The organism is Pseudomonas sp. E315 (genome assembly GCF_055406205.1).
Genome location: NZ_JBUZPJ010000010.1, coordinates 137,451 through 162,733, shown reverse-complemented (window position 1 = coordinate 162,733; position 25,283 = coordinate 137,451). Strand labels below are relative to the sequence as shown.

At 55.2% G+C, this 25,283-nt stretch carries 23 protein-coding genes; 17 read left to right on the top strand and 6 right to left on the bottom strand.

Going from position 1 to position 25,283, the window contains the following annotated elements; translation table 11 throughout:
* Window positions 1-77 precede the first annotated feature (77 nt).
* The 6 genes from hemC to rsd all read left to right on the top strand — a co-directional run bounded on the left by hemC (window position 78) and on the right by rsd (window position 5,584).
* Window positions 78-1,019 (top strand): hydroxymethylbilane synthase, encoded by a 942-nt coding sequence (hemC, locus tag ACZRJQ_RS15430; RefSeq protein WP_463979191.1) that lies wholly within the window; start codon window positions 78-80, stop codon window positions 1,017-1,019.
* Entirely contained in the window at window positions 1,016-1,783 is a 768-nt protein-coding gene (locus ACZRJQ_RS15425) for a uroporphyrinogen-III synthase (protein WP_463979190.1), read from the top strand. Before hemC ends, ACZRJQ_RS15425 begins: the two co-directional genes overlap by 4 nt.
* A gap of 16 nt (window positions 1,784-1,799) precedes the next feature.
* Window positions 1,800-2,927, top strand: a complete 1,128-nt coding sequence (locus ACZRJQ_RS15420; protein WP_463979189.1) for a uroporphyrinogen-III C-methyltransferase — start codon at window positions 1,800-1,802, stop codon at window positions 2,925-2,927.
* Window positions 2,924-4,165 (top strand): heme biosynthesis HemY N-terminal domain-containing protein, encoded by a 1,242-nt coding sequence (locus tag ACZRJQ_RS15415; RefSeq protein ID WP_463979188.1) that lies wholly within the window; start codon window positions 2,924-2,926, stop codon window positions 4,163-4,165. Before ACZRJQ_RS15420 ends, ACZRJQ_RS15415 begins: the two co-directional genes overlap by 4 nt.
* A 224-nt stretch (window positions 4,166-4,389) precedes the next feature.
* Window positions 4,390-4,929: a disulfide bond formation protein B gene (locus ACZRJQ_RS15410; RefSeq protein ID WP_463979187.1), complete on the top strand. Its 540-nt coding sequence runs from the start codon at window positions 4,390-4,392 to the stop codon at window positions 4,927-4,929.
* Between the two features lie 178 nt (window positions 4,930-5,107).
* Window positions 5,108-5,584, top strand: coding sequence for a sigma D regulator (gene rsd / locus ACZRJQ_RS15405; protein WP_463979186.1), 477 nt, complete (start codon window positions 5,108-5,110; stop codon window positions 5,582-5,584).
* 55 nt (window positions 5,585-5,639) lie between these two features.
* On the opposite strand, the gene ACZRJQ_RS15400 is transcribed toward rsd, so the two are convergent.
* Complete coding sequence (locus ACZRJQ_RS15400; protein WP_463979185.1) at window positions 5,640-6,305, bottom strand: FKBP-type peptidyl-prolyl cis-trans isomerase; 666 nt, start codon at window positions 6,303-6,305, stop codon at window positions 5,640-5,642.
* A gap of 260 nt (window positions 6,306-6,565) precedes the next feature.
* Between ACZRJQ_RS15400 and ACZRJQ_RS15395 the strand changes: the two genes are divergently transcribed.
* Window positions 6,566-7,570: an AlgP family protein gene (locus ACZRJQ_RS15395; protein WP_463979184.1), complete on the top strand. Its 1,005-nt coding sequence runs from the start codon at window positions 6,566-6,568 to the stop codon at window positions 7,568-7,570.
* Here ACZRJQ_RS15395 and ACZRJQ_RS15390 read toward each other — a convergent pair.
* Window positions 7,567-8,031, bottom strand: coding sequence for a TIGR02444 family protein (locus ACZRJQ_RS15390; protein ID WP_463979183.1), 465 nt, complete (start codon window positions 8,029-8,031; stop codon window positions 7,567-7,569). The two genes, ACZRJQ_RS15395 and ACZRJQ_RS15390, sit on opposite strands and share 4 nt — an antisense overlap.
* Window positions 8,032-8,081: 50 nt before the next feature.
* Between ACZRJQ_RS15390 and ACZRJQ_RS15385 the strand changes: the two genes are divergently transcribed.
* The 4 genes from ACZRJQ_RS15385 (at window position 8,082) to ACZRJQ_RS15370 (ending at window position 13,312) form a co-directional block, all read left to right on the top strand.
* Complete coding sequence (locus tag ACZRJQ_RS15385) at window positions 8,082-9,992, top strand: ATP-binding cassette domain-containing protein (RefSeq protein ID WP_463979182.1); 1,911 nt, start codon at window positions 8,082-8,084, stop codon at window positions 9,990-9,992.
* On the top strand, window positions 9,992-10,549 hold the full coding sequence (locus tag ACZRJQ_RS15380) for a mechanosensitive ion channel domain-containing protein (RefSeq protein WP_463979181.1): 558 nt from the start codon (window positions 9,992-9,994) through the stop codon (window positions 10,547-10,549). The genes ACZRJQ_RS15385 and ACZRJQ_RS15380 overlap by 1 nt, the downstream gene beginning before the upstream one ends.
* A gap of 165 nt (window positions 10,550-10,714) precedes the next feature.
* On the top strand, window positions 10,715-11,347 hold the full coding sequence (locus ACZRJQ_RS15375; RefSeq protein ID WP_463979180.1) for a LysE family transporter: 633 nt from the start codon (window positions 10,715-10,717) through the stop codon (window positions 11,345-11,347).
* Window positions 11,348-11,413: 66 nt separating this feature from the next.
* Window positions 11,414-13,312: an FTR1 family protein gene (locus ACZRJQ_RS15370; RefSeq protein WP_463979179.1), complete on the top strand. Its 1,899-nt coding sequence runs from the start codon at window positions 11,414-11,416 to the stop codon at window positions 13,310-13,312.
* A gap of 117 nt (window positions 13,313-13,429) precedes the next feature.
* Here ACZRJQ_RS15370 and ACZRJQ_RS15365 read toward each other — a convergent pair whose 3' ends face one another.
* Entirely contained in the window at window positions 13,430-14,347 is a 918-nt protein-coding gene (locus tag ACZRJQ_RS15365; RefSeq protein WP_463979178.1) for a hypothetical protein, read from the bottom strand.
* Between the two features lie 453 nt (window positions 14,348-14,800).
* On the opposite strand from ACZRJQ_RS15365, the gene srmL reads away from it, so the two are divergent.
* Both srmL and ACZRJQ_RS15355 read left to right on the top strand, forming a co-directional pair.
* Entirely contained in the window at window positions 14,801-15,940 is a 1,140-nt protein-coding gene (srmL, locus tag ACZRJQ_RS15360) for a PheS-related mystery ligase SrmL (RefSeq protein WP_463979177.1), read from the top strand.
* A 66-nt stretch (window positions 15,941-16,006) separates the two neighbouring features.
* The gene (locus tag ACZRJQ_RS15355) at window positions 16,007-16,459 is read left to right on the top strand and encodes a YaiI/YqxD family protein (protein WP_463979176.1); all 453 of its coding nucleotides are present in this window, start codon (window positions 16,007-16,009) and stop codon (window positions 16,457-16,459) included.
* Here the strand turns inward: ACZRJQ_RS15355 and elbB are convergent, their stop codons facing one another.
* A complete protein-coding gene (gene elbB / locus ACZRJQ_RS15350) occupies window positions 16,460-17,128 on the bottom strand; it encodes an isoprenoid biosynthesis glyoxalase ElbB (protein WP_463979175.1) in 669 nt (222 codons plus the stop codon).
* A gap of 109 nt (window positions 17,129-17,237) precedes the next feature.
* On the opposite strand from elbB, the gene ACZRJQ_RS15345 reads away from it, so the two are divergent.
* A complete protein-coding gene (locus ACZRJQ_RS15345) occupies window positions 17,238-18,476 on the top strand; it encodes a sterol desaturase family protein (RefSeq protein WP_463979174.1) in 1,239 nt (412 codons plus the stop codon).
* On the opposite strand, the gene ACZRJQ_RS15340 is transcribed toward ACZRJQ_RS15345, so the two are convergent.
* Entirely contained in the window at window positions 18,454-19,074 is a 621-nt protein-coding gene (locus ACZRJQ_RS15340; protein ID WP_463979173.1) for a DedA family protein, read from the bottom strand. The genes ACZRJQ_RS15345 and ACZRJQ_RS15340 overlap by 23 nt on opposite strands.
* A gap of 468 nt (window positions 19,075-19,542) precedes the next feature.
* Between ACZRJQ_RS15340 and ppk1 the strand changes: the two genes are divergently transcribed.
* A complete protein-coding gene (gene ppk1, locus ACZRJQ_RS15335) occupies window positions 19,543-21,780 on the top strand; it encodes a polyphosphate kinase 1 (RefSeq protein ID WP_463979172.1) in 2,238 nt (745 codons plus the stop codon).
* Between the two features lie 48 nt (window positions 21,781-21,828).
* Here the strand turns inward: ppk1 and ppx are convergent, their stop codons facing one another.
* A complete protein-coding gene (gene ppx / locus ACZRJQ_RS15330) occupies window positions 21,829-23,331 on the bottom strand; it encodes an exopolyphosphatase (RefSeq protein ID WP_463979171.1) in 1,503 nt (500 codons plus the stop codon).
* A 445-nt stretch (window positions 23,332-23,776) separates the two neighbouring features.
* On the opposite strand from ppx, the gene ACZRJQ_RS15325 reads away from it, so the two are divergent.
* Both ACZRJQ_RS15325 and ACZRJQ_RS15320 read left to right on the top strand, forming a co-directional pair.
* The gene (locus tag ACZRJQ_RS15325; protein ID WP_463979170.1) at window positions 23,777-24,445 is read left to right on the top strand and encodes a DUF1120 domain-containing protein; all 669 of its coding nucleotides are present in this window, start codon (window positions 23,777-23,779) and stop codon (window positions 24,443-24,445) included.
* 120 nt (window positions 24,446-24,565) lie between these two features.
* The gene (locus ACZRJQ_RS15320; protein ID WP_463979169.1) at window positions 24,566-25,279 is read left to right on the top strand and encodes a fimbria/pilus chaperone family protein; all 714 of its coding nucleotides are present in this window, start codon (window positions 24,566-24,568) and stop codon (window positions 25,277-25,279) included.
* The last annotated feature ends 4 nt before the right edge of the window (window positions 25,280-25,283 follow it).

Below are 25,283 nucleotides of genomic sequence, written 5' to 3'. Positions count from 1 at the left end.
GGACTTTCTGATACAAGTCAAAGCTGTTTTGGCTGAGCTGTTATTATCCGCCGTATCTTTTCAGTACGGATTGATCCATGTCCTCTCGCGAAATTCGCATCGCTACCCGTAAAAGCGCCCTGGCTCTGTGGCAGGCCGAATACGTCAAAGCCCGTTTAGAACAGGCTCACCCAGGTCTTGTGGTGACGCTAGTGCCTATGGTCAGCCGTGGCGACAAGCTGCTGGACTCGCCGTTGTCGAAAATCGGCGGCAAGGGGCTGTTCGTCAAAGAGCTGGAAACCGCTCTGCTCGAAAACGAAGCTGACATCGCTGTGCACTCGATGAAAGACGTGCCGATGGACTTCCCAGAAGGCTTGGGCCTGTTCTGCATCTGCGAGCGTGAAGACCCGCGTGATGCGTTTGTTTCCAATACGTTCGCCAGCCTCGACGATTTGCCCAAGGGTAGCGTGGTGGGCACGTCCAGTCTGCGCCGTCAGGCTCAACTGCTGACTCGTCGCCCGGATTTGGAAATCCGCTTCCTGCGCGGCAACGTCAACACCCGTCTGGCCAAGCTCGACGCAGGTGAATATGACGCCATCATCCTCGCTGCGGCAGGTTTGATTCGCCTTGGCTTTGAAGATCGCATCACCTCGGCCATCAGCATTGAAGACAGCTTGCCCGCCGGTGGGCAAGGCGCAGTAGGCATTGAGTGCCGCAGTGCTGACAGCGAAATTCATGCGTTGCTGGCGCCATTGCACCATGCCGACACCGCCGTGCGTGTCACTGCAGAGCGAGCGTTGAACAAGCATTTGAACGGCGGCTGCCAAGTCCCGATCGCTTGCTATGCAGTGCTTGAAGGCGACGATCTTTGGTTGCGTGGCTTGGTGGGCGATCCTAGCGGTGGTTTGTTACTCAGTGCTGATGCACGTGCGCCGCAAAGCGATGCGACCACGCTGGGCGTGCAGGTCGCTGAAGCTCTGTTAGCACAAGGTGCTGGCGATATCCTCAAAGCCGTTTACGGTGAGGCGGGCCACGAGTGACAGGTTGGCGGCTGCTGCTGACTCGTCCCGCCGAAGACTCACTGGCGTTAGCCAGCGAGCTGGCGGGGGCCGGTATCGTGAGCAGCAGCCTCCCGCTGTTGGCCATTGAGCCTCTGCCCTTGGCCGACGCGCAGCGAGCGTTGATTGCAAACCTGGATCGGTACTGCGCGGTCATTGTGGTCAGCAAGCCAGCTGCACGCTTGGGCGTAGCGTTGCTCGATGAATATTGGTCGCAGGCGCCGACCCAAAAATGGTTCAGTGTTGGGGCTGGCACTGGGCAAATTCTTGCCGACCGCGGGCTTGATGTTAGCTACCCTCAAGCGGGTGATGACAGCGAAGCCTTGCTGAGTTTGCCCGCGTTTACGCAAGCTGTTGAGTGCGACCAGCCGAAGGTGTTGATCCTGCGTGGAGAGGGCGGCCGAGAGATGCTCGCGCAGCATCTGCGTACCCTTGGGGTGCAGGTCGACTATCTTGAGTTGTATCGTCGATGCCTGCCGCCTTATCCCAATGATGTCCTGCTTGAGCGTGTAAACGCGGAACGCTTGAACGGGCTGGTGGTCAGCAGTGGACAAGGTTTTGAACATTTACGCCAATTGGCAGGCGATGCCTGGCCCCGATTGGCACGTTTGACGTTGTTTGTTCCCAGCCCTCGGGTTGCTGAGATGGCGCGTAGCGCCGGGGCTCAAACTGTTGTGGATTGTCGTGGTGCCAGTGCCACGGCTTTGCTGGCGGCGTTACGGGAGCTTCCCGTACCTGCTTTCTAATGCAAAGGATGGATACGTGAGCGAAACAGTCTTGTCAAAAGAACCCGTGCAGCCCGCGCCACAAGCGCCGGCTGAGAAGCCTGTCGTCAAGCCTGAGCGCCGGGGCAATGGCCTGGCCGTTGTCGCCTTGTTGCTCGGCGCTGCCGGCATTGCTGTCGGTGGCTGGGGTGTGTGGCAGGTGCGTCACCTGCAAACCAGCACCGAGCAACAGCTTGGCGACGTTCAAGCATTGGCTGCGCAAACGCTGTCGATCAAACAAAGTGAGCAAAAAATACTCACTCGCCTCAATCAATTGCCCTCGGCCAGTGAGCTGGATGATCAGCGCCAATTGGTGGTGCAACTTCAAGGCGATCAACAGCGCTTAAACCAACGTCTTGAGACGGTATTGGGCGCAAGCCGCAAGGACTGGCGCTTGGCCGAAGCCGAGCATTTGTTGCGTCTGGCCAGCTTGCGCTTGTCGGCGCTGCAAGACATCAGCAGTGCTCAAGCGCTGGTGCAAGGGGCGGACGATATTCTGCGCGAGCAGAACGATCCGGGCTCATTTGCCGCCCGTGAACAGCTTGCCAAAAGCTTGGCGGCGCTGCGCAGTGTTGACCAACCCGATCGTACGGGCTTGTTCCTGCAACTGGGCGCCTTGCGTGATCAAGTCGCACAGCTCAATGCTCTGGCCCCTGCGTTTAAGGACTCAGGTGACTCATTGCTGGGGCTGACAGCGGATGGTGATGGTGCCAGTCGCTGGGCGCAGTGGTGGGATGAAATCTCGCATTACATTCGCATCGACTTCAACGCGGACAAAAATGTGCGGCCATTGTTGGCAGGCCAAAGCCTGACTCAAGTGCGCCTTGCCTTGAGCTTGGCGCTGGAGCAAGCGCAATGGGCTGCGCTTAATGGTCAGGCATCGGTTTATGCTCAAGCGTTGGCGCAGGCTGAAGAGGTGCTCAAGGGCAACTTCAATCAGGACAACGCGCAAAGTAAAAAAATACTCGAACAAGTGGTTGAGCTCAGCAAGCAGCCGGTCACGGTACAAACCCCAGACTTGGCTACGACCTTGAGCGCAGTGCAGGCCTACCTTGAGCGTCGGCATGTAAACGCCGATGAACCCGGCAAGGCGGCTGCAAATCCTGCGCAGGAGACCAGCCCATGAAGCGCCTCTATGTGATTGTGTTTTTGTTGATTGCAGCGGCAGCCTGCATCGGCCTGGCAATCGCCGAGGATGCGGGCTATGTGCTGATCGCTTACAAAAACTTCCGCTACGAGTCCAGTGTTTGGGCCACGTTGGCGTTGGTGGTGGTGCTGTGGCTGCTGATCTGGGGCATCAAGCTATTGGTCGAACTGGTGACGGCTTCGACCGGGTTGGTCAATCCGTGGTCGCGGCGCAATCGCAGTCGCCGGGTGCAGTTAGCCATTGAGCAAGGGCAAATGGACCTCGCCGAAGGTCGTTGGGCCAGCGCTCAAAAGCACTTGGCCCGCGCGGCCGAAGCCGAGCGTCAGCCGCTGCTCTATTACTTGGGTGCTGCGCGTGCGGCCAACGAACAAGGGCGTTACGAAGAAAGCGACAGCTTGCTGGAGCGCGCATTGGAACGCCAACCTCAGGCTGAGCTGGCCATTGCCTTGAGTCATGCACAGTTGCAAGTGGACCGTGCCGACACGGAAGGCGCGCTGGTGACACTGCAAGCCATGCACGAGCGTCATCCGCACAATGTGCAGGTGTTGCGTCAGTTGCAACGTTTGCATCAGCAGCGCGGCGATTGGGCCGCTTTGATTCGTTTGCTGCCCGAGCTGCGCAAAGACAAAGTGCTCCCGGCTAACGAGCTTGCAGAGCTTGAGCGACGGGCCTGGGGTCAAAACTTGACTCTGGCCGCTCAGCGCGAAACAGAAGGCGAGGCGGGCCTGCAATCCCTTCAGCGCGCTTGGCAACAGCTGACGACTGCTCAGCGCCAAGAACCCACTCTGGTGCTGGCTTATGCCGAACAACTGCGCCAGCTCGGGGCGCAGCCTGAGGCCGAGGAAGTGCTGCGCGGTGCGCTCAAGCGCAGCTATGACAGTCACCTTGTGCGGTTATATGGCCTGTTGCGTGGCAGCGACCCGGCAAAGCAATTACAGGTTGCTGAAGGTTGGCTCAAGGCGCATTCAGACGATCCGAGTCTGTTGCTGACATTGGGCCGTCTCTGTTTGCAGAACAGCTTGTGGGGCAAGGCCCGGGATTACTTTGAAAGCAGCCTTAGGCTTGAGCGTAATCCTGAAACCTGCGCAGAGCTTGCACGTTTGCTGGCTCAACTGGGCGATACGGCACGCAGTAATCAGCTGTTTCAAGAAGGTTTGAACCTGCTGGACGAGCGTTTATTAGCGCTGCCTTTGCCCGCTGCAGCGGCCAGTCTTTAGCCTGATCAGACCGGCTTATGTTGAGGCATAAACCGGTCTGTATCGCTGAAAAATCGTACCCAATCCAAGGCTTAAACCCGTTCCTACGTTGCTAGTTACCGAGGCCTTCAATTGCTGTCGGTAATTCCCTACAGCCTTAAGGACGCGTCCGTACTGGCGCGCCTTGAAAGGGTTAATGGCTTTCCTCTACCGTAACTACTTGTCTCTTTTGTTACGGATAAGCCATGTTTTTGGCCTGCTCACGTTTCATGTTCCTTGTGGCTTTTCTGGCCAGTACCTTAGTGTTGGGTGCATCTCTGTATCTGGAATATGGGCACGGTTTGGAGCCCTGTTCGTTATGTCTGGTACAGCGATATTTCTTGCAAGCCTTCGGCCTTGTGAATTTGGTGGCCTATGTACACGGGCCTCAACAAATGGGCTCGCGGATTTACTCCATGCTAGTCATGTTGCTGGCGTTGGGAGGCGCAGCGACTGCAACCAAACAAGTTCTGTGGCAAAGCCTGCCGCCTGAGCAATTAATGTTTTGTCAGCCCGAGTTGGCGCATTTATGGCACAACCTGCCGTTACGCGAGATGCTAGCTTCTGTTTATCGAGGCACTGAAGCCGGCGCGCAGGTTCATTGGACGCTGTTTGATTTGAGCATTCCTGAACTGAGCCTGCTGGCGTTTACAGGGCTGGCGGTGTTGAGTTTATTTCAAGTCATTGGCTCATTTTTAGCTCGCCCATTGCCCCTGTCTGCGACGGGAAGTAGCACCGCGTATTAAACGCTTGTATGAACATTCTCTCGTGCGTACCTTGAAGCAGTTGTCGCGCGGGCATAATCTGGCCCGCACGCATTTTTGGAAATATGCCGCCCAAAGACGTTGCGCTGTCGCACATTTGAGTCAATAGATGCCCCAGTCTGGCTCGGTGGCATGGGCCCACAAGGGAAGAGAGAACATCATGCTCGAGAGTTGCAAGAATGCTCAGGATCGCTTCAACGGCGTCCACAAGTTGATTGATAACTGGCTGCATGAGCGCCGCGAACTTGTGAAAGCCTACGAGGCTGTCAGGGCCGAGCAGGAGTCTTCAAATCCAAAGCGCAAAACTCAAAAAGAGTTTTGCCAGATCTTGGTGGACTATGTTTCTGCAGGCCATTTTGAAATCTATGAGCAACTGAACCGCGAAGCTGAAGCGTTTGAAGATGATCGTGGCTTAGAGCTCGCACACACCATTTACCCGCGCATTGATGTGATCACTGAGGCGGCTCTGGCCTTCAACGATCAATGTGATGGCAAAGACCATCGCCCCGATTGCGAAAAGCTGGCTGAAAAATTCGTACAACTGGGCGCACTGCTTCACGAGCGTTTTGAGCTTGAAGACTGCTTGATCGAAGTGCTGCACACAGCCCATAAAGAAAAAGAAGTCGCTCAGGCTTAAGCCATTTTCAAATCAAAAACGGTGCGCATTGCGCGCCGTTTTGCGTTGCTGGCGTTCACTTTTTGATTGCTAGCAACTCGATTTCAAAGACCAGAGGCGTGTAGGGCGCGATTAGCCCCCCAGCCCCCTCTGCGCCATACGCTTGGCTGGACGGAATGACCAGACGCCAGCTCGCGCCAACCGGCATCTGTACCAATGCGCTTTGCCAGCCAGCAATCACGCTGTCGAGTCGAAACCATTGAGGCTGCGAGCTTTGATCGAAAATGGTGCCGTCCGGCAATCGCCCCACGTAGTTCACATTGACCGAGTCATGGGTGCCGGGCTTTGCGCCGGTTCCAGGCTTGAGTTCAGTCAAGATAATGCCGTCAGGCAGCGCTCGAGCCTGTGGTTTTTGTTTTTCTTTCAACAAAAAATCACGCTCGGCGACAAGTGCAACTTCACTCGCCGGCTTGGCAGACGCTTCATCTTCTTGGGCTTGATGCTCAGTCAGTATTTGCTCAATGCGCTCATCACTCAGGGCCAGTGGCTTGCCTTGATAGGCTGTGCGCAGGCCTTCGACCAGGGCTTTAAGTTGCAGGTCGGGCACCTCCTGACGCAGGCGTTCGCCAAGGCTTGCGCCCAAGCTGTAAGCCAGGTCGTGTGCGGCATCGGGAGCGGGTGGCGTGGCTGCATGAGTCAAGGGTGCGATGCACAACAACGACAGTAAGAGGTAACGCGGCATGGGTGCTCTCCGGCCTGAGATGCGAGGGATTATGCCAGTGCCGGGCCGAGCGACAGCGGTTTTATTCACAGCGTCTAATACAGACCGAACGCACGCTGCCAGGCAATTGAAATTAAGTCAGCCAGTGCGCCAGCGCTTGATCCAGCGCAAGTTTTTAAGCGGCATGCAACCCAAGTCAATCGTTAGTGTCAACATGACCTAGCGGCGGTTCTTGCAGAGGTCTAGTATGAGCCGCACTCACGTCAGCCAGGAGGTAAACCATGTCGGCCAAAAAGAAGCCAGTAAATACGCCGTTGCACCTGCTCCAACAGCTCTCAGGCAGTTTGCTTGAGCATTTGGAAAGCGCTTGTTCTCAAGCGTTGGCTGATGCTGAGAAGCTGCTTGCGAAGCTCGAAAAACAGCGTGGCAAAGCTCAGGAAAAACTGCACAAGTCTCGCGCCAAATTACAAGATGCTGCGAATGCAGGTAAATCCAAGGCGCAGTCTAAAGCCAAGTCTGCTGTTAAGGAGCTTGAGCAACTGTTGGACGCACTCAAAGAGCGTCAAACTGAAACCCGCGATTACATCTTGCACCTTAAGCGTGATGCTCAAGAAAGCCTGAAGTTGGCTCAGGGCATTGGCCGAGTGAAAGAGGCAGTGGCTAAAGCACTGAGCACTCGCGATGCCAAGCCTGTAGCAAGTGCTAAAAAGCCTGCTGCTAAAACTGCCACTAAAGCCGCTGCTAAACCTGCTACCAAACCAGCGGCAAAAGCACCTGCCAAGGCAGCAGCAAAGCCTGCGGTTAAAGCCGCCAGCCAGCCTGCGGCCAAGCCAGCAGCGAAAAAGCCAGTAGCCGCCCGCGTCGCTAAACCTGCGGCCGCAAAAACTACGGCTGTAAAAGCCTCCGCCGCCAAGCCTGCTGCTGCTAAAACAGCTGCTGCCAAACCTGCGGCAAAACCGGCCGCTGCAAAAGCAGTTGCAGCAAAAGCCCCAGCCAAAACTCCGGCAAAAGCCCCTGTGAAAGCCGTGGCCAAGCCTGCCGCTAAACCTGCCGTCAAGCCAGCTGCCGCCGCCAAAGCACCGGTCAAGTCTGCCGCCAAGCCTGCGACAAACGCAGTTGCAAAGCCAGTCGCCAAGCCAGCAGTTAAAAAGCCTGTTGCGGCTAAGCCAAGCGCAACGCCAGTCAAGCCTGCTGTAGCACCTGCTGCCGCGCCTTCGGCTTCAGCTCCGGCGCCCACTGCTGCGCCAGTGGCAACCCCGGCTACAACGCCAACCAGCGCTTCTTAAGCGCAGTCGATAGCGGCGCGCAGCTCAAGCAGCGCGCCGCCATCGGGTTGTTGGGCGTCTTCAGCCATCGCGCTCAGCCAATCACTGCTGTCTTGTGTTTGAGCGGGTGCCCAGCTTTGGGTTAAGGCTTCCAAACGCCGCAACAACGTCCGTTCTGCCTCCAACTCCAATGATTTGATCTGCGCTCTAAGTGCGCTCAGCGCTTCGTCGTGGGTGGCCGCTTCACGCCATTGAATACGCACTTGGCGCAGCGGTGTGACCACCTCATGTTGCCAAGGCACGGCACAGGCTTTTAATTGCTGCCAGCGCGCTTCGTTGTAGGCAACACCGCGTTGCTGCAACCAGGCGCCGCATAACAACAGGCACACATCCAGGCCTTGGTCTTGCAGGCGCAAGCAGGCGTGCTCCACACCCGGACGTGCGTAAAGTTTTAAACAGTAGTTCCACAGGTCAGTGTGCATAGTGCAATTCGCGCCAGTTGAGAGGGAAGCTGGTAGACTCCGCCGCCATTATGATCCGACTTCAGAACCTGACTTTACAGCGTGGCCCGCAACGTCTGCTAGAAGACGCCGAGCTGACCCTGCACGCCGGCCACAAAGCCGGTTTGGTCGGCGCCAATGGCGCCGGTAAATCCACTTTGTTCGCCTTGTTGCTGGGTGAGTTGACGCCTGATTCCGGGGATTGTCTGCTGCCCGCTGACTGGCGGATTGCCCACATGCGGCAAGAAATCGACACCCTCGACCGCATCGCGATCGATTATGTGCTCGATGGCGACCAACGTTTGCGTCAGGTGCAAGCCAGTCTGGCTCAGGCTGAGGCCGATCACGACGGTGCCGCTCTGGCCCGCTGGCATGTGGAGCTGGACAGCGCCGACGGCTACACCGCTGACGCTCGTGCTCGCAAAATGCTTGCGGGGTTGGGCTTCACCAACGAGCAAATGGATCGTCCAGTGGCTGACTTCTCGGGCGGCTGGCGGATGCGTCTGAACCTGGCGCAGGCGTTGATGTGCCCCTCCGACCTGCTGTTGCTCGACGAACCCACCAACCACTTGGATCTCGACGCTATTCTGTGGCTCGAAGATTTCCTGAAAAACTACCCCGGCACCTTGCTGTTGATCTCCCACGACCGGGATTTTCTCGATGCTGTGGTCGATAACATTGCTCACGTTGATCAGCGCAAAATCACGCTCTATCGCGGTGGTTACAGCGCTTTTGAACGCGCCCGCGCCGAACGTCTGGCTCAGCAGCAGCAAGCCTACGAGAAGCAGCAGGCGCAACGTGCGCACATGGAAAGCTACATCGCCCGTTTCAAGGCTCAGGCCACCAAGGCTCGTCAGGCTCAAAGCCGGATCAAAGCACTGGAGCGCATGGAAGAACTGAGCGCGGCCCATGTCGACTCACCGTTCGACTTCGTTTTCCGAGAAGCCGTCAAACTGTCTAGCCCTTTGCTCGACTTGTCTGATGCGCGCTTGGGTTATGGCGACAAAACCATCCTTGAGAAGGTCAAGTTGCAACTGGTGCCGGGTGCTCGTATTGGTTTGCTTGGGCCTAATGGCGCAGGTAAATCAACGCTGATCAAAAACCTTGCCGGCGAGCTGGAGCCGCTGTCTGGCCGTTTGGCTCGCGGCGAAAACCTGGTTGTGGGCTACTTTGCCCAGCATCAGCTCGACTCGCTGGACGCCAAGGCCAGCCCGCTGCTGCACATGCAGCGTCTGGCACCGGCTGAGCGCGAGCAGACTTTACGCGACTTTCTTGGGGGTTTTGACTTCCGAGGTGCGCGCATCGACGAGCCAGTGCTGAACTTCTCGGGTGGCGAAAAAGCGCGCCTGGCGTTGGCATTGATTGCGTGGGGCCGCCCCAACCTGTTGCTGCTCGACGAACCGACCAACCACCTCGACCTCGAAATGCGTTTGGCGCTGACGATGGCCCTGCAAGAGTTCAGTGGCGCAGTGTTGGTGGTGTCTCACGATCGGCATTTGCTCAAAAGCACCACCGACGAGTTCTTGTTGGTGGCAGATGGCAAGGTGCAGGAATTCGACGGCGACCTCGAAGATTACGCCCGTTGGCTGGCCGATTACCGTTTGCGCAATGCGCCCATCAGCAACACGCCGGTCAACCCCGATAAAACCGATAAAAAGGCTCAGCGTCAGGCTGCCGCTGCCTTGCGTCAGCAATTGGCTCCGCACAAGCGCGAAGCCGACAAGCTCGAAAGCGAACTGGGTAAAGTCAACGAGAAACTCGCTCAGATCGAAACCAGCTTGGGCGACAGCGCCGTTTACGAGGCGGCTCGCAAAGACGAGCTGCGTGACCTGCTGGCCGAGCAGGCCAAACTGAAAGTGCTCGAAGGTCAGCTTGAAGAGCGCTGGATGGAGGCCCTTGAGGTGCTTGAAACCTTGCAGGCAGAACTGGAAGCCTTGTCCTGATGGAAGCTTTGCATCTGCCCGTACCTGCTGAGTTGATGGCCCCGCTGTGGATTGCCGTGCAGATCTTGCTGATCCTGCTGGTCGGTTATTTTCTGCAACGCGGCATTGCCCGCTTCCTCACCCGTTTGGGTGAGCGCTACCCATTGCCGCCGCAGTTGCTGATGCCTCTGCGCGGTGGTTTGCGCTGGTTCATTATGGGCAGCGCAGTCATCATCGTGCTCGAACGCCTTGGGGTGTCAGCCACGGTGCTATGGACCGCACTCTCGGGCTTTGTCGCGGTGGCAGCCATTGCCTTTTTCGCGATGTGGAGCGTGCTCTCCAATCTGTTGTGCGCCGTGCTGATCTTCACCGTGGGCCCGTTTCGTATTGGCGACGTGGTGGAGTTGGTCGACACCCTCGACAAACCGGGCGTCAAAGGCCGGGTTGTGGCTATCAATTTGCTCTACACCACGTTGATTGAAGCCGCAGAAGCGGGTTCGGGCAGCAGCATGGTGCAAGTCCCCAACAGCCTGTTCTTCCAGCGCTCGGTTCGGCGCTGGCGCGAAGGCGACATTTAACAGTCGTCTGTTAGCGCTGCCAAAGGCGGTAGCCTCTTTAAACACTAAAGAGCGCCGCCTTCGCCCCCGCCGACGGGAGCATCAATCGCTTCAAAAAAATGTGGTTAATTTTCAGCCAGCACATTAGCTTAAAGGACTTGTTACAACTTTTGTCCGAGGTGCGCGATGTCGCTGGAAACGTGGTTAGCCTTTTTTGCGGCCTCTTGGGTCATTAGCCTTTCTCCTGGCGCAGGCGCAATTGCGTCCATGTCGTGTGGCCTGCAATACGGTTTTTGGCGCGGCTACTGGAATGCGCTGGGCTTGCAACTGGGGCTTGCGTTGCAAATCGCCATTGTCGCTGCCGGTGTGGGTGCAGTGCTCGCCGCGTCATCCACTGCGTTCTATGCGATCAAATGGTTCGGCGTGGCCTACCTGATCTATCTTGCCGTTAAACAATGGCGAGCCTTGCCCACCGACCTCAGCGATGACGGGGCTGTGCGCGCTATCGGCAAGCCACTGGCGCTGGTGTTTCGCGGTTTTCTGGTGAATGTCAGTAACCCCAAAGCGCTGGTATTTATGCTTGCGGTATTGCCGCAGTTTGTAGACCCCAATGCGCCGCTGGTCAGCCAATACCTGATCCTTGGCACAACCATGATTTGCGTCGACCTCATCGTGATGGCGGGTTACACCGGCCTTGCGTCTAAAGTGCTGCGTTTGCTGCGCACACCCAAGCAACAGCGGCGCATGAACCGCACCTTTGCGGGTTTGTTTGTGGGGGCGGCTGGCTTTTTGGCGACGTTACATCGCGCAACAGTGTAAAGCCCTTGAGTCATTCTGATTGGAGGTGAACAATGTGTTACTTCTCATTTCCATCCGGAATTAACAATGACCGCCCGCTCGCGTTTTTTGGCCTGGCTGATGTTGCCAGTGTTTGCGTTGTGCAGCCTCGCAGTGTCTGCCAACTCCCCGGAAGGCGCTTCACAAGCGCTGCATTTAATTGACTACATCGGTGCTGACTATCCGCCCACAGTGGCTGACGGCAAGGTCATTGATGAAACCGAGTACCGCGAGCAGTTAGAGTTTTTGGCGGTTCTCAAGGGGTTGATCGCGGACTTGCCGCAACGCCCTGAGCGTGCCGAGCTGGCGCAGGGCGTGAGTGCCTTGCAATCGGCCATTGAGCAGCGTGAAGACGGCGCCAGTGTGGCTCGCGAAGCACGACAGCTAGGCGCCAAACTGGCTGTGGCCTACGAGGTCAGCCAAGCACCTGTTATTACTCCCGACCCAACCCGCGGCGCGCCGTTGTACGCCCAACACTGCTCGGTCTGCCACGGCGAGGCGGGCGCTGGCGACGGCCCTGCCGGGGTGGGCATGACGCCGCCGCCGGCCAATCTGCGTGACGCTGAGCGCTTGGATCGACTGAGCCTCTACGCGATCTTCAACACCCTGGGCCTGGGCGTTGAGGGCACGGACATGCCGGCCTTTGCCGATCAGTTGGATGAGCGTCAACGCTGGGATCTGGCCACTTATATCGCCGGCTTGAGCGCTGATCCGGCTGCAACCAAAGCGGACAAGACCTACAACTTGGCAGACCTTGCCCGTCAAACGCCCAGTGAAGTGCTGGCTGCTGAAGGTCCAGAAGCCGCCGCCACCTTCCGTGCGCAACGGGCTCAGCCACCGCAGGTCAAACGCGGCCCGGCGCAGTTGCTCGATTACACGAGTGAAACCCTCGACAAGAGCCTTGCGGCTTATCGAGCGGGTGATCGTGAACAAGCCTATGACCTGTCAGTAGCCGCGTATCTGGAAGGGTTTGAGCTGGTTGAAAGCTCGCTCGATAACGTTGACAGCAACGTGCGTAAAAACACCGAAAAAGCCCTGATGGCTTATCGGCAGTCCTTGCAGGACGGTTTACCGATCGAGCAAGTTGAACAGCGTTTAGACGCCGCCAAAGCCCTGCTCAAACAGTCAGCCGGGTTGTTGGGCAGCGATGGTTTGAGCTGGTCGCTGAGTTACATTTCTGGCCTGTTGATTTTGCTGCGCGAAGGTCTGGAAGCGATTCTGGTGTTGGCAGCAATCCTCGCCTTTTTGCGTAACACGGGTCAGCAATCAGCGGTGCGCAGCGTCAACATCGGTTGGGGCTTGGCCTTGGTCGCGGGCTTGGCCACGTGGGCGCTGGCGGCGTATGTGATTGACGTCAGTGGCGCTCAGCGCGAATTGCTCGAAGGCTGCACTGCCTTGTTTGCCAGCGTCATGGTGCTGTGGCTTGGCGTGTGGATGCACGACCGCCGTCACGCCGCGGCTTGGCAGGACTACATCAAAAGCAGTTTAGTCAGCGGCGGCGGGCGTTTTGGTTTCGCGATTCTGGCGTTCTTTTCGGTGTACCGCGAACTGTTCGAAGTGATTCTGTTTTACGAAACCCTGTGGCTGCAAGCCGGCCCGGCGGGTCACAACGCGGTATTGGCAGGCGGCGCGACAGCGTTGGTGCTGTTAGTCGGCTTGGCGTGGATCATCTTGCGCGGCTCGGCCAAATTGCCACTGGCCCTGTTCTTCGGAATCAACGCCGCACTGCTCTGTGCCTTGTCAGTGGTATTCGCAGGCCACGGGGTGAAAGCGCTGCAAGAAGCCGGTATTTTCGGTACGCGTCCTGTTGCGTTCTTTGAGTTCGACTGGCTGGGCATTCATGCAGATGCTTACTCGTTGGGCGCTCAAATGGTGGCGATACTGGCGATCATCGTGCTTTACAGCCGCAGCAAACTCGCTGAAAAGCGTCGGTTGCAAGCTTTGTAAGCAGCCACGTATTTGGGGCATGGCGCGTACCTTTTAATAGGTGCGCGTCTTGCCTGCGATTGAATCGACATAGAGCGCCGGACAATCACGTTTTATGAGCTGTGTGTTTGAGCGTATTTAGAGGTGGACGGGGTTGAAGGTCACGTCAGGGCTTAGAAAATCGATGTGGTAACCCGAAGAGCCATCACCCAGTGCAACATGCACTCCGCTAATGCCTTCGTTCATTTGTGAGTTGATGCGGTAGTCAATACAAGGTGATATTGCACCGTTAACGCCTACGGCGAACTCTGTCAGTGTTAATCCTCGAGGCCCTGCTGCGGCGTTAAGAAGTTGCTTGTGTTCTATGTTGTTAGCCACGAATGAAGTGATGATGTTGTTTTCTATTGTCAGCGTTGCTGTATGGCATGCGACATGTTGCACTAGTTTTTTCAGCGCTCGTTTAAGTTTAGGGTTTGGAGTTGTCGGTTGCCTTCGGAGTACGGTGAGTATGCCTGATATTTTTAATCGGCCATTGAATGTGAATGGACAAGGTGCTTGGGCGTCGATGTGTGCATAGTGGACTTCAAAAAATTCTGCTACGGAGTATATATATGAAGGGGTGATGTCTTCTTTGATCATGGCATAAGGGGTGGTCTGCTCTGCAATGACAACGTTGGCCTGAGATTGATCCCCTTCTAGATGAAATTGTGTGTAGGTGTCCAGCAGGGTTAATACAGATCGCTGCCTATCAAGCGCATCATAAAAGTTGCTCTTCATGATCAGTTTAAGGCTGTAGAGCGCGCTGGTGACGGACGGATCAAAGACATGGGTGGCACAAAATATACTTTTTTTGGAAGGTGTATTTTTTGCAATGTCGAAGGTTCGTTTCGCGGCCTCGTTGCTGAATGAAAAAACAAGACTCTGGGCAGGCAGGTAGTCTATTTTACTGAGTGCCTGGGTTTTGAAACCGCTGGCAGTGCATCGCTGAAGAAACGTGTCATTGTCTGAAATAACCCATAGTTCGGTGAGATCAAATGGAGTTTTGTTCTGTGACATAAACCTATCTCTCTAAAAAGATGAGTGAGCACGCCGTGCTCACTCATGCAGTTCTCAATCTGGCTGATAAGCCCAGGCGAGTGGAGCCCAGCCGAAATTATCCGGGCTCGATACAATGCGGTTTAATGTTGGCTTTATTAACGTTAGTGTAGTCATTTTCCTACCTTCATAGTGAGTGAGTATGACCTGATGTTCTCAGGTGAGGCATGTTTAAAGTAAGTAGTTAAAAAAATAAAGTGACACTGCTTGAGTGGTTATATTGTTTTTTGTTCTATTTTTTGTTTTTAGGTCGCCCGGTAATTAGTGTGGGAATTATATGTAGGGCGCGTCTGATATTTGGTTGGTTTGTAAGGTTTTGGTGATTTTATATTGTTGTGTTTTAGATGTTTGATTTAGATTTGAGCGTATGCAAGATTTTGCGGTCACTTGCCGCGTATTGAGCAAGGAGTCGTTATGCTTTCTTCGAAAAAATACATTGGCACGCACTCACTTAATAAAGCACTTGAGCTTTGCGATTTCACCGAGCGGGGTCATTCCGTTCACGCGATTGGGCTTTTGTTAAGCGAAGTGCTTGATGGGTTAGTTGCCCGGGGCTGGCCTGCAGGTCAGATGTTAAGAGGCCCCAGAGTTGTCTCTGCACAAGAGAACTATGGGTTACTTGGCTATGACCCTGAAGAGGTCACTCTGGGAAATGAGCACACGCGCTGGGTCAGCGAGGACTCACTCTTGCGAACGCAGACAACCAGCTTGATTCCCAGTGCTTTGCAGCAGGTAGCAGATAACCGTAAAGACGGTGAGGTTGTGCTGTTGGCGGCGCCGGGTATCACATTCAGGCGCGACAGCCGTGACAGGTGGCACTGCGCAGAACCTCATCAGATGGATATCTGGGTGCTTGGCGACCCTGCACTTGGCACACGAGAGCATTTATTAAGGCTGGTGAGCGACATCCTTGAGTGTGCCGTGCCGAATCAGCAGTGGACGTACAGAGATAATCCGCATCACTACACTGACGGCGGAATTGAAGTGAATGTGCTTACTAAAGAGCAGCCTGTCGAAGTGCTTGAGTGTGGGTGCATGGCACGGTCACTGCTGCAAAGGTTGGGCATTGACCCCACCAGGCATGGTGGCTTGGCGTTGGGCATGGGGTTGGATCGCTTGACCATGCTGCGTAAGGGCATTCCTGACATTCGTTTGTTACGCGATCCGAATGATCGCGTTCAGGCTCAAATGCATGATCTGCGTCCTTGGAAAGCTGTCTCGCGTTTGCCGTCTATTACACGAGACATCTCGCTGGCGGTCACGCCCGGCCAAAGCGAAGAGGTGCTGACTGAAAAAATGCTGATTGCGGCGCGTGATTGCTCGGATTGGATAGAGGAAATGAAGGTTAAAGGCCGATGGGCCGCAGAGGATCTGCCTGAGCAAGCGATCGAGCGGCTTGGGCTTTTACCGGGGCAAGAAAATGTTTTGCTGCGCGTCGTACTGCGAGATTGTTCGCGCTCTATAACAACTCTCGAAGCTAATGCCTTATACGAGCGCATTCAGTCTGCGTTGCATGAAGGGGCTGAAGGGGGCGGCTACAAGATCAATGACTGAACAGGCGACCGGCCAGGTGAGCCCACAAGTGATAGCCTTTACTTATCACTTTTCAGGAGTTTCCCCATGCGTGTCTGGATCGACGCCGATGCTTGCCCCAAGGCTGCGAAGGATCAAGTCATCAAGTTCGCCCTCAAACGTCAATTTGAGGTGGTGCTGGTGGCGGGGCAGAGCCAGATCAAGCCGACCTACGCGTTGGTCAAATTGATCGTGGTACCCAGTGGGCCGGATGCCGCAGACGATTACCTGGTTGAGCACGCCGCGCCCGGCGAGTTAGTGATTTGCAGCGATGTGCCGCTGGCGGATCGGCTGGTGAAGAAGGGCGTGGCGGCTCTGGACCCCCGCGGCAAGGAGTTTGACCCACAGAACATGGGCGAGCGGCTGGCAGTGCGCAACCTGTTTACCGACTTGCGTGAGCAAGGGCAGATGAGCGGCGGGCAGGGTGCGTATGGCGAACGCGAGAAACAGGCGTTCGCCAATGCGCTGGATCGGATTTTGACTCGCTTGGCGAGAGTCTGATCAGTCTGCTTCGTGGGTCAGTTCCAGCACCCGGTCGATCATTTTGTTAATGCCTGAAGCGGCTTCGCTGATGGACTGTGCAAGCATGTAAGCCGGGGTGCTGACCAGTTTTCTGGCTTTGTCTTCGACAATTTCGGTCACCTCGCACTCTTCGTGGATGGCCCCCATTTTGGTCACGGCAGCAGCAGTGGCTTCATCTTTGCCGATGGTGCAGGTTACGCCGGGGCCATAAATTTTGGCAGCAATGGCGGGTGAAATGCACATCAAGCCAATGGGCTTGCCCGCTTCAGCAAAGGCCTCGGCCAGTGCGAGCACGTCAGCTTGCACGGTACAGGCTGTACCGTCGGTGGCGAAATTTGAAAGATTTTTAGCTGCGCCAAACCCGCCCGGCACGATCAGCGCATCGAAATCTTCGACTTTGGCCTCACGAATATCCTTGATTTCACCTCGGGCGATACGTGCTGACTCGACCAGAACATTACGCGACTCAGGCATTTCTTCGCCGGTCAGGTGGTTGATGACGTGCAGTTGCGCAATGTTGGGCGCAAAACATTGCACCTTGGCGCCACGCTGGTCGAGGCGCAGCAGGGTGATGACGCTTTCATGGATTTCAGCGCCGTCGTAGACGCCGCAGCCAGAAAGAATGACGGCAACTTTTTTTTGGGTCATGTCGGGTCTCCTTGTTCGTGGCGTTAATGTCGCCTGATTTGGCGTTTGATGCCATAGGGTTTTGTACCACCAGCGCCTACGCTTGAATCATCGTCAGGCGAGGTGTGTCATGAAGTTGATTCTGTATGCAGTGCCGTTCTTCTTTGTGCTAATCGCTGTCGAGTTATTGGCTGACCGCTGGCGTGGCGTGCGCACTTACCGCTTGGCAGACACCATCAGCAGCCTGAGCGCAGGGGTGTTATCGACCACTACGGGGCTGATCACCAAGGGCGTTGGGCTGGTCACCTATGCCTTTGCTTTGAAATATCTGGCAATTATTAAGTTGCCTGAAGACAGTCTGTGGGTGTGGCTGTTCGCTTTTGTGTTCTACGACTTTTGCTACTACTGGCACCATCGGTTGGGGCACGAGCGTAATGTGTTGTGGGCGGCGCATTCGGTGCATCACCAGAGTGAGGACTACAACCTGTCCACTGCTTTGCGCCAAACCAGCACCGGCTTTGTGTTTGGCTGGGTCTTCTACCTGCCAATGGCCGTGTTGGGTGTGCCGCTGTTGGTGTTTGTGACGGTGGCGACGCTCAATTTGCTCTATCAGTTTTGGGTTCACACCCGCCACATTCCCAAGCTGGGCTGGTTTGAGTGGTTCTTCGTTTCGCCATCCAATCATCGGGCTCACCATGCGCAAAACGCGCTTTATATGGATCGCAACTACGGCGGAGTGTTCATTATTTGGGATCGTTTGTTTGGCACCTTCCAAGAGGAGGACGCTGCTGAGCCAGTGATTTTCGGAGTGACGACACCGCTGGCGAGTTGGAATCCGTTATGGGCCAACTGGCAGTTTTATGGCCAGTTACTGGCTGATGCACGCCGTGCTGAGCGGTGGCGGGACAAGCTGCGGATCTGGTTTATGCCCACGGGCTGGCGGCCTGTGGATGTGGCGGCCAAGTACCCGATGAACAAGCCTGACTTGAGTCAATTTAAAAAGTTTGAGGTGGCGTTGCCGTTACGTCAGCAGTTGTACATCGTGCTGCAATTTGCCGTTTATGTCGCGCTGGGCAGTTATTTGCTGAACCTGGGCGAAAGCCTGCCGCCCCAAGCATTAATGCTGGGTTGGGGTTATATGGCATTGGGGTTGTTTGTGCTTGGCGCGGGGCTTGAGAATCGCCCTTGGGCATTGAAACTTGAAGGGCTAAGGCTGGCGCTGAACGTGCCGCTGGTAGGGCTGGCTCCGTGGCTGGGGCTGTGGCCGGCCAGCGTGTTGGGCTGGGTCGGCCTGTTCAGTTACAGCGCTTTGAGCATTATCGGACTCTACGTGTGCAGAAACCGGGTTACTCAACTGGCGGGTTGTTAGCTTCGGCGAGCTTGGTTTTTTCTTCTTCAAGCGCGGTCTGTTTGGCTAAGCGGGCATTCTTGAAGCGCCTGCGTACCCACAGGCCGATGCCTAGCACCAGCAATGCGCCCAGCACCCAAAGCTCGTATTTTTTGACGCTGCCCAGCAAACCTTCAAGCACGGCACCGAAGTGATAAGCGGCCGTTGCCAGTGCGATGGCCCAGATGGCGGCACCAATGCCGTTGAGCAGCAGGTAGCGCCCCGGCGGGTAGCCTGACAAGCCAATTGCGACGGGCATGACAGTGCGCAGGCCGTAGACGAAGCGGAAGCTCAAGACCCAGATGTCGGGGTGCCTGCGGATATGCTCCAGCGCTTTGTCGCCCATGAGTTGCCAGCGCGGTTTGCGCGCCAACAGTTTGCGGCCATGCTTGCGCCCCAGGAAGTACCACAGCTGATCCCCGGCATAACTGCCCAGAAACGCTACGATCATCACCAGTTTGAGGTCCATGTATCCGCGAAACGCCAAGAAGCCTGCGAGAACCAGAATGGTTTCGCCTTCGAAGAACGTCCCGAGAAACAGGGCGAAGTAGCCGAATTCTTGAAGAAATTGTTGGAGCATTGTCTGGATGCTGGCGAAATGAACGCGCAGCCTACGCCTTAAGGCACTTTCATGAAAGTATCGAAATGTGTCTTGTCGTTAACAAATCCTACAAATCCTACGCTTCTGCCTTACATTTACGAGGCTGTCATCTAGTGTTCATCGGGCGTCGCTATAAAGGTCGCGCGCGTGTCTGTATGCCGCAGGGGACATCTTCGGATGCCGGTAAAACGGCGAGAAAGTTGCGCAGCAAGGCTGTTTTTTGAAGCCAAAGCGGGCCTTGTTCTAGCCTGTGACAGTGGCTCCGAAGGCAATACGAAAAGTTACGCGCCCGAACAATTGCGACAAATGACCCTCTAATAGGCTTCAGCCCGCATAAAGCGTCTTTGAGCGGTTTAAACCCACAGGCGTTGGTGGCATTCTGGCAGCTTGATTGCACGCGCCGCTTAACTGTTACGAGAGTCAAACCCGCTCTTACAGGAACACTCAATGAATACCGAAGGACAGACAGAACTCGTTGCTACTGAGGCCGAGCCCGTTGTTGAACAGGCCCCGCAAACCCCGCCTGTGCCGGAAACTCACGCACCTGTTGCGCCTGAGGCCCACGCTTCGGCGCATCCAGCGATTGCCATTCCTGGTCTGGATGACAGCAGCCTGTATATCCATCGCGAGCTGTCGCAATTGCAGTTCAACATCCGTGTGCTGGAGCAGGCACTGGATGAGTCGTATCCATTGCTTGAGCGGTTGAAGTTTCTGCTGATTTTTTCCAGCAACCTGGATGAGTTTTTTGAGATTCGTGTCGCGGGCTTGAAGAAGCAAATTACCTTCGCCCGCGAACAGGCGGGTGCTGACGGCTTGCAGCCGCATCAAGCGTTGGCCCGGATCAGTGAGTTGGTTCACGGCCATGTTGACCGCCAATACGCGATCCTCAATGACATCTTGTTGCCCGAGCTTGAAAAGCACCAAGTACGCTTCATTCGTCGTCGGCACTGGAACACCAAAATCAAAGCCTGGGTACGGCGCTTTTTCCGTGACGAAATCGCCCCGATCATTACCCCGATCGGTCTTGACCCGACGCACCCGTTCCCGTTGCTGGTTAACAAAAGCCTGAACTTTATTGTTGAGCTTGAGGGCATCGACGCCTTTGGCCGTGATTCAGGTTTGGCCATTATCCCGGCCCCGCGTTTGCTGCCCCGCGTCATCAAGGTGCCTGAAGACGTTGGCGGTGCAGGGGACAACTATGTGTTCTTGTCGTCGATGATTCACGCCCACGCAGATGACCTGTTTCAGGGCATGAAAGTTAAGGGCTGCTACCAGTTCCGTCTGACGCGAAACGCAGACTTGGCTGTCGACACTGAAGATGTTGAAGACTTGGCCCGTGCGCTGCGCGGCGAGTTGTTTTCGCGTCGCTATGGCGATGCGGTGCGTCTGGAAGTGGCCGACACCTGCCCTAAACACCTGTCCGACTACTTGCTCAAACAGTTCAACCTGCACGAGACCGAGTTGTACACGGTCAATGGCCCGGTAAACCTCACGCGGCTATTCAGCATTACCAGCCTGGACAGCCACCCTGAGCTGCAATACACGCCGTTTACCCCGGCCATTCCTAAGTTGTTGCAGAACAGCGAGAACATTTTCAGTGTGATCAGCAAGCAGGACATTTTGCTGCTGCACCCTTTTGAATCGTTTACGCCCGTGGTTGATTTGTTGCGTCAGGCGGCCAAAGACCCACATGTACTGGCCGTGCGCCAGACGCTTTACCGCAGTGGCGCCAACTCCGAAATTGTCGATGCGCTGGTTGATGCTGCGCGTAACGGCAAAGAAGTGACGGCGGTGGTCGAACTGCGTGCGCGGTTTGACGAAGAATCCAACTTGCAACTGGCCAGCCGTCTGCAAGCAGCGGGCGCCGTAGTGATTTATGGCGTGGTGGGCTTTAAGACCCACGCCAAGATGATGCTGATTCTGCGCCGTGAAGCGGGCGAAATCGTGCGATACGCGCACTTGGGCACTGGCAACTATCACGCCGGTAACGCCAAGCTCTACACCGACTACAGCTTGCTGACGTCCGACGATGCGTTGTGCGAAGACGTTGGCAAATTGTTCAGCCAGTTGATCGGTATGGGCAAAACGCTGCGCATGAAAAAGCTGCTGCATGCGCCGTTTACGTTGAAAAAAGGCATGCTCGACATGATTGCCCGCGAAACCCAGTTCGCAACAGAGGGTAAGCCGGCGCATATCATCGCCAAATTCAACTCGTTGACGGACCCAAAAATCATCCGTGCGCTGTACAAGGCAAGTCAGGCTGGCGTGCGTATTGATCTGGTGGTGCGTGGGATGTGTTGCTTGCGCCCGGGTATTGCCGGGGTTTCGCACAATATTCATGTGCGCTCGATCATCGGTCGCTTCCTGGAGCACACGCGGGTGTTCTACTTCCTCAATGGCGGCGAAGAGCAGATGTTCTTGTCGAGTGCTGACTGGATGGAGCGCAACCTCGATAAGCGCGTCGAAACGTGCTTCCCGATAGAGGGCAAAAAGCTGATTCTGCGGGTCAAGAAAGAGCTGGAATGCTACCTGACGGACAACACTCACAGCTGGAGCCTACAGTCAGACGGCCGTTACGTGCGTAACACGCCAACCGGTAATCAAAACCCGCGCAGCGCCCAGGCTACCTTGCTGGATCGCCTAAGCCTGCCTGTATTGACGGTGAGCACCGGGCCTTCTGTTTAACGCTAAACCTGTAGGCGCGAGCAAGTTCGCGCCTACAGGTTGTTATCGTTACGACACAGTCAGCACAATCCCGACGCGAGTCAGCCATTGAGCTTCTTGCTCAAAGTCGGCTTGGGTCAACGGGTTTTGCTCAAGCCAGCCTTCGGGGAAGATCACCTCAAGGTGATCGCCATCAGCGCGCAGCTTTACTTGTGAGGCTTCCTGATTACCGCGGATGTGGTAGAACAGGATCGCAAAGCGCAACAGCACACACAGACGAATCAGCTTGATGGCGTCTTTGCCGAACTCGGCGAACTTGTCCTTCGGAATGTTACGGCGATGACCGCGCACCAGCAGCGCGAGCATTAGCTGGTCCTCGCGTGAAAACCCTGCAAGGTCGGAGTGCTCGATCAGGTAGGCGCCGTGCTTGTGGTAGTGATAGTGGGCAATGTCCAACCCCACTTCATGCACTTTGGCCGCCCAGCTCAACAATTCGCGCCAGATCCCGTCTTTGAGATCCCACGACTTGGCCACTTGATCGAAGGCGCGCAGGGCTTTGCGTTCAACTCGTGCCGCTTGTTCACGATCAACATGGTAGCGATCCATCAGCGAGCTGAGCGTGCGCTCACGCACGTCTTCATGGTGATGACGGCCCAGCAGGTCGTAGAGCACCCCTTCACGTAGCGCGCCGTCGCAATGGTCCATGCGTTGCAATTCAAGGGCATCGAACACCGCCTCAAGAATTGCCAGACCTGCCGGGAAAATAGCGCGGCGGTCGGGTTTGATGCCTTCAAAGTCGATTTTGTCTGCTTCGCCCAGCTTGAACAGCTTGCGCTTGAGCCAGGCCAAGCCTTCAGCATTCACTTCGCCGCTGCCATGACCACCTGCTTTGAGGGCCAAACCGATGGCGCGAATAGTGCCTGAAGAGCCGATGGCTTCATCCCAGGTCAAACGACGCAAGGCGTGTTCGATGCTCATCAGCTCAAGACGGGCGGCGGTGTAAGCCTGCGCATAACGTGCAGGAGTGATCTTGCCGTCACGGAAATAGCGCTGGGTAAAACTGACGCAGCCCATTTGCAGGCTTTCGCGCAGCAGAGGTTCAAAGCGCTGGCCGATGATGAACTCGGTACTGCCGCCGCCAATATCGGCGACCAAGCGTTTGCCCGGTGTGTCGGCCAGCGTGTGCGAAACGCCTAAATAGATGAGGCGTGCTTCTTCACGGCCAGAAATGACTTCAACAGTGTGGCCGAGGATTTCTTCGGCGCGCACGATGAACTCATTGCGGTTACGTGCTTCACGCAGGGCGTTGGTGCCGACGATGCGCACGGCGCCCAACGGCATACCGTTGATCAGTTGGGCAAAGCGTTTCAGGCAATCGAGCCCGCGCTGCATGGATTCTTCGTTGAGTTTGCGCTCTTCGTCGATGCCAGCAGCTAACTGCACCTTTTCACCAAGCCGCTCGAGGATACGGATTTCACCGTTCTGCGCCTTGGCTACCACCATATGAAAGCTGTTAGAACCCAGATCAATAGCGGCGATCAGGGACGGATTCTTGCTTTGGGATTGGGGCATGGTTGAGGGGTCTCGGTCGATAACCTCGCCATCGTGCCACGATCAAACGCTGGCGCCAACGCGCAGCGGTCAGCGTTTTGCTTTGACGACCAAAATAGACGCGCTGATCGTAGGGCGTTCACCTCTGGAAGGCACATCCTTGGCTGGCCTTGGCAAAATCCCACACGCAATTGGTATTTATATTAGGGGTGAACATGAAGGTAGCAATAACCTTAAGTGCTTATCCTTCGTTTTTCTGGTGGAAGATCCTACTTTCAGTGTTGTCAATTCCTATTCTTATATGTAGGGATAACTATCAAGCTGTCAGCCACTTGGAATGAGCAGTGGTATTTATATAACGCTTTTATATTTTCAGGTGTTGTTTTACTTTCTGCTTTAGGCTTGAAATAGAATTGTCATATTTAAAGCTTGTAAGCGTGTTCGCATTACTGTACAGGGTCATCGTGTGAAAAATATATATAGATTTGCAGCGATTGCTGTGGTTGCTGTTGCTGCGGTTAACGCCCAAGCGGCTATTGATTTGCGCGTGAAGGGCACTATTGTCCCCGCCAGTTGTGTGCCATTCATGCAGGGTGGAGGGGTTGTTGATTATGGAATCATTACAGCTGAAAGTTTGAATCAAACTTCTTACACTGTGCTCGATAAAAAGGAAATAGCCTTCAGCATCAACTGCCAGTCCGGGACGAAAGTGGGGCTCAAAGCCCTTGATGGAAAAAGTTTTAGTCAAATACCCGGGATTCTGGCCTCTACAATAGGCGCTGATTACACCGATAACTATAACTACGGTCTCGGTATGAGCGAAGGCAGTAACAAGATCGGGGGTTACGCGATCAACCTCAAGGCGGGCAGCTTCAACGCAGACGGCACGCCGGTTAGAGCCATCGCCTCACTGGACGATGGTCAAACTTGGTTGACAACGGCCACTGGGGCTGTCGGTCAGAACACTAATATGATGTCTTGGTCCACCCAAACAGGTGCTTTATCTCCGGTATCGTTTGTTACCTTAAGCGGTGCAATGGAAGTTCAGGCAGTCATCAATAAAATCGACGACTTGGCCATTGACGACGATGTGACTCTCGATGGGTTGACGACGTTCGAGCTTAGCTACCTCTAGTAGTATTTTCGCTGTTCGATATGTCACGCGGGTGTGACATATCGAAGGTGATTTATTATTTTAAGTAGAATGCCTAAGGTAATTAAATTGCGACGATAGTTTTCGCGATGAGGGGCTCGTGTGGGTAATGTTTTTGTTGCAATGAATTTTTTTAAAAAAGTTTCGTTATTATTTTTTGTTGCAATATCTTCTGTTTTTGCTGATGGCATGGTTCCTGAAACAACAGTCATTATTCTTGATGAGGGGGAAGGAGAGGCAACAATAAATGTAAAAAATACAGATGGTATGCCCAGCCTGCTGCATTCTTCTATTGAAAATATTCCCGAAGATACCGAGTTATTAGTCTTTGTGACCCCGCCTATAACCCGAGTTGAACCCGGTGAAAAACAGTTAGTTCGCTTTATCGGGCAATTTTCACAGCCTCTGAAAACGCAGCGTCTTAAACGTGCAATTTTTGAAGGGATAAAGCCCAAAAAGGCCAATGATAAAGCGTCAGTAGGGGTAACACTTCGGCAAAATTTGCCGTTGATTATTCATCCTCGTGGCCTAGAGAAAAATCCTACTCCTTGGACGCTGCTGCAATGGCGGGTCGACGGCAAGAGCCTGCAGATTCGAAATGACAGTCCGTATGTTGTGCGCCTGTCTCAACTCGTGTTGCTCGTCCCCCAAAATCAGCATCTGGATATTGCTCGTACTTATGTTTTGCCCGGAGAGGTGCTGCACACGCAAGTGAACGTCTCGCTGAGTGGCACGACTGGAGTGACGTTCTATCCGGCTACGGTTTACGGTTTTACGGTAGAGAGTTACCACGCGCCTGTCGTTCGGCAGAAATGACTCA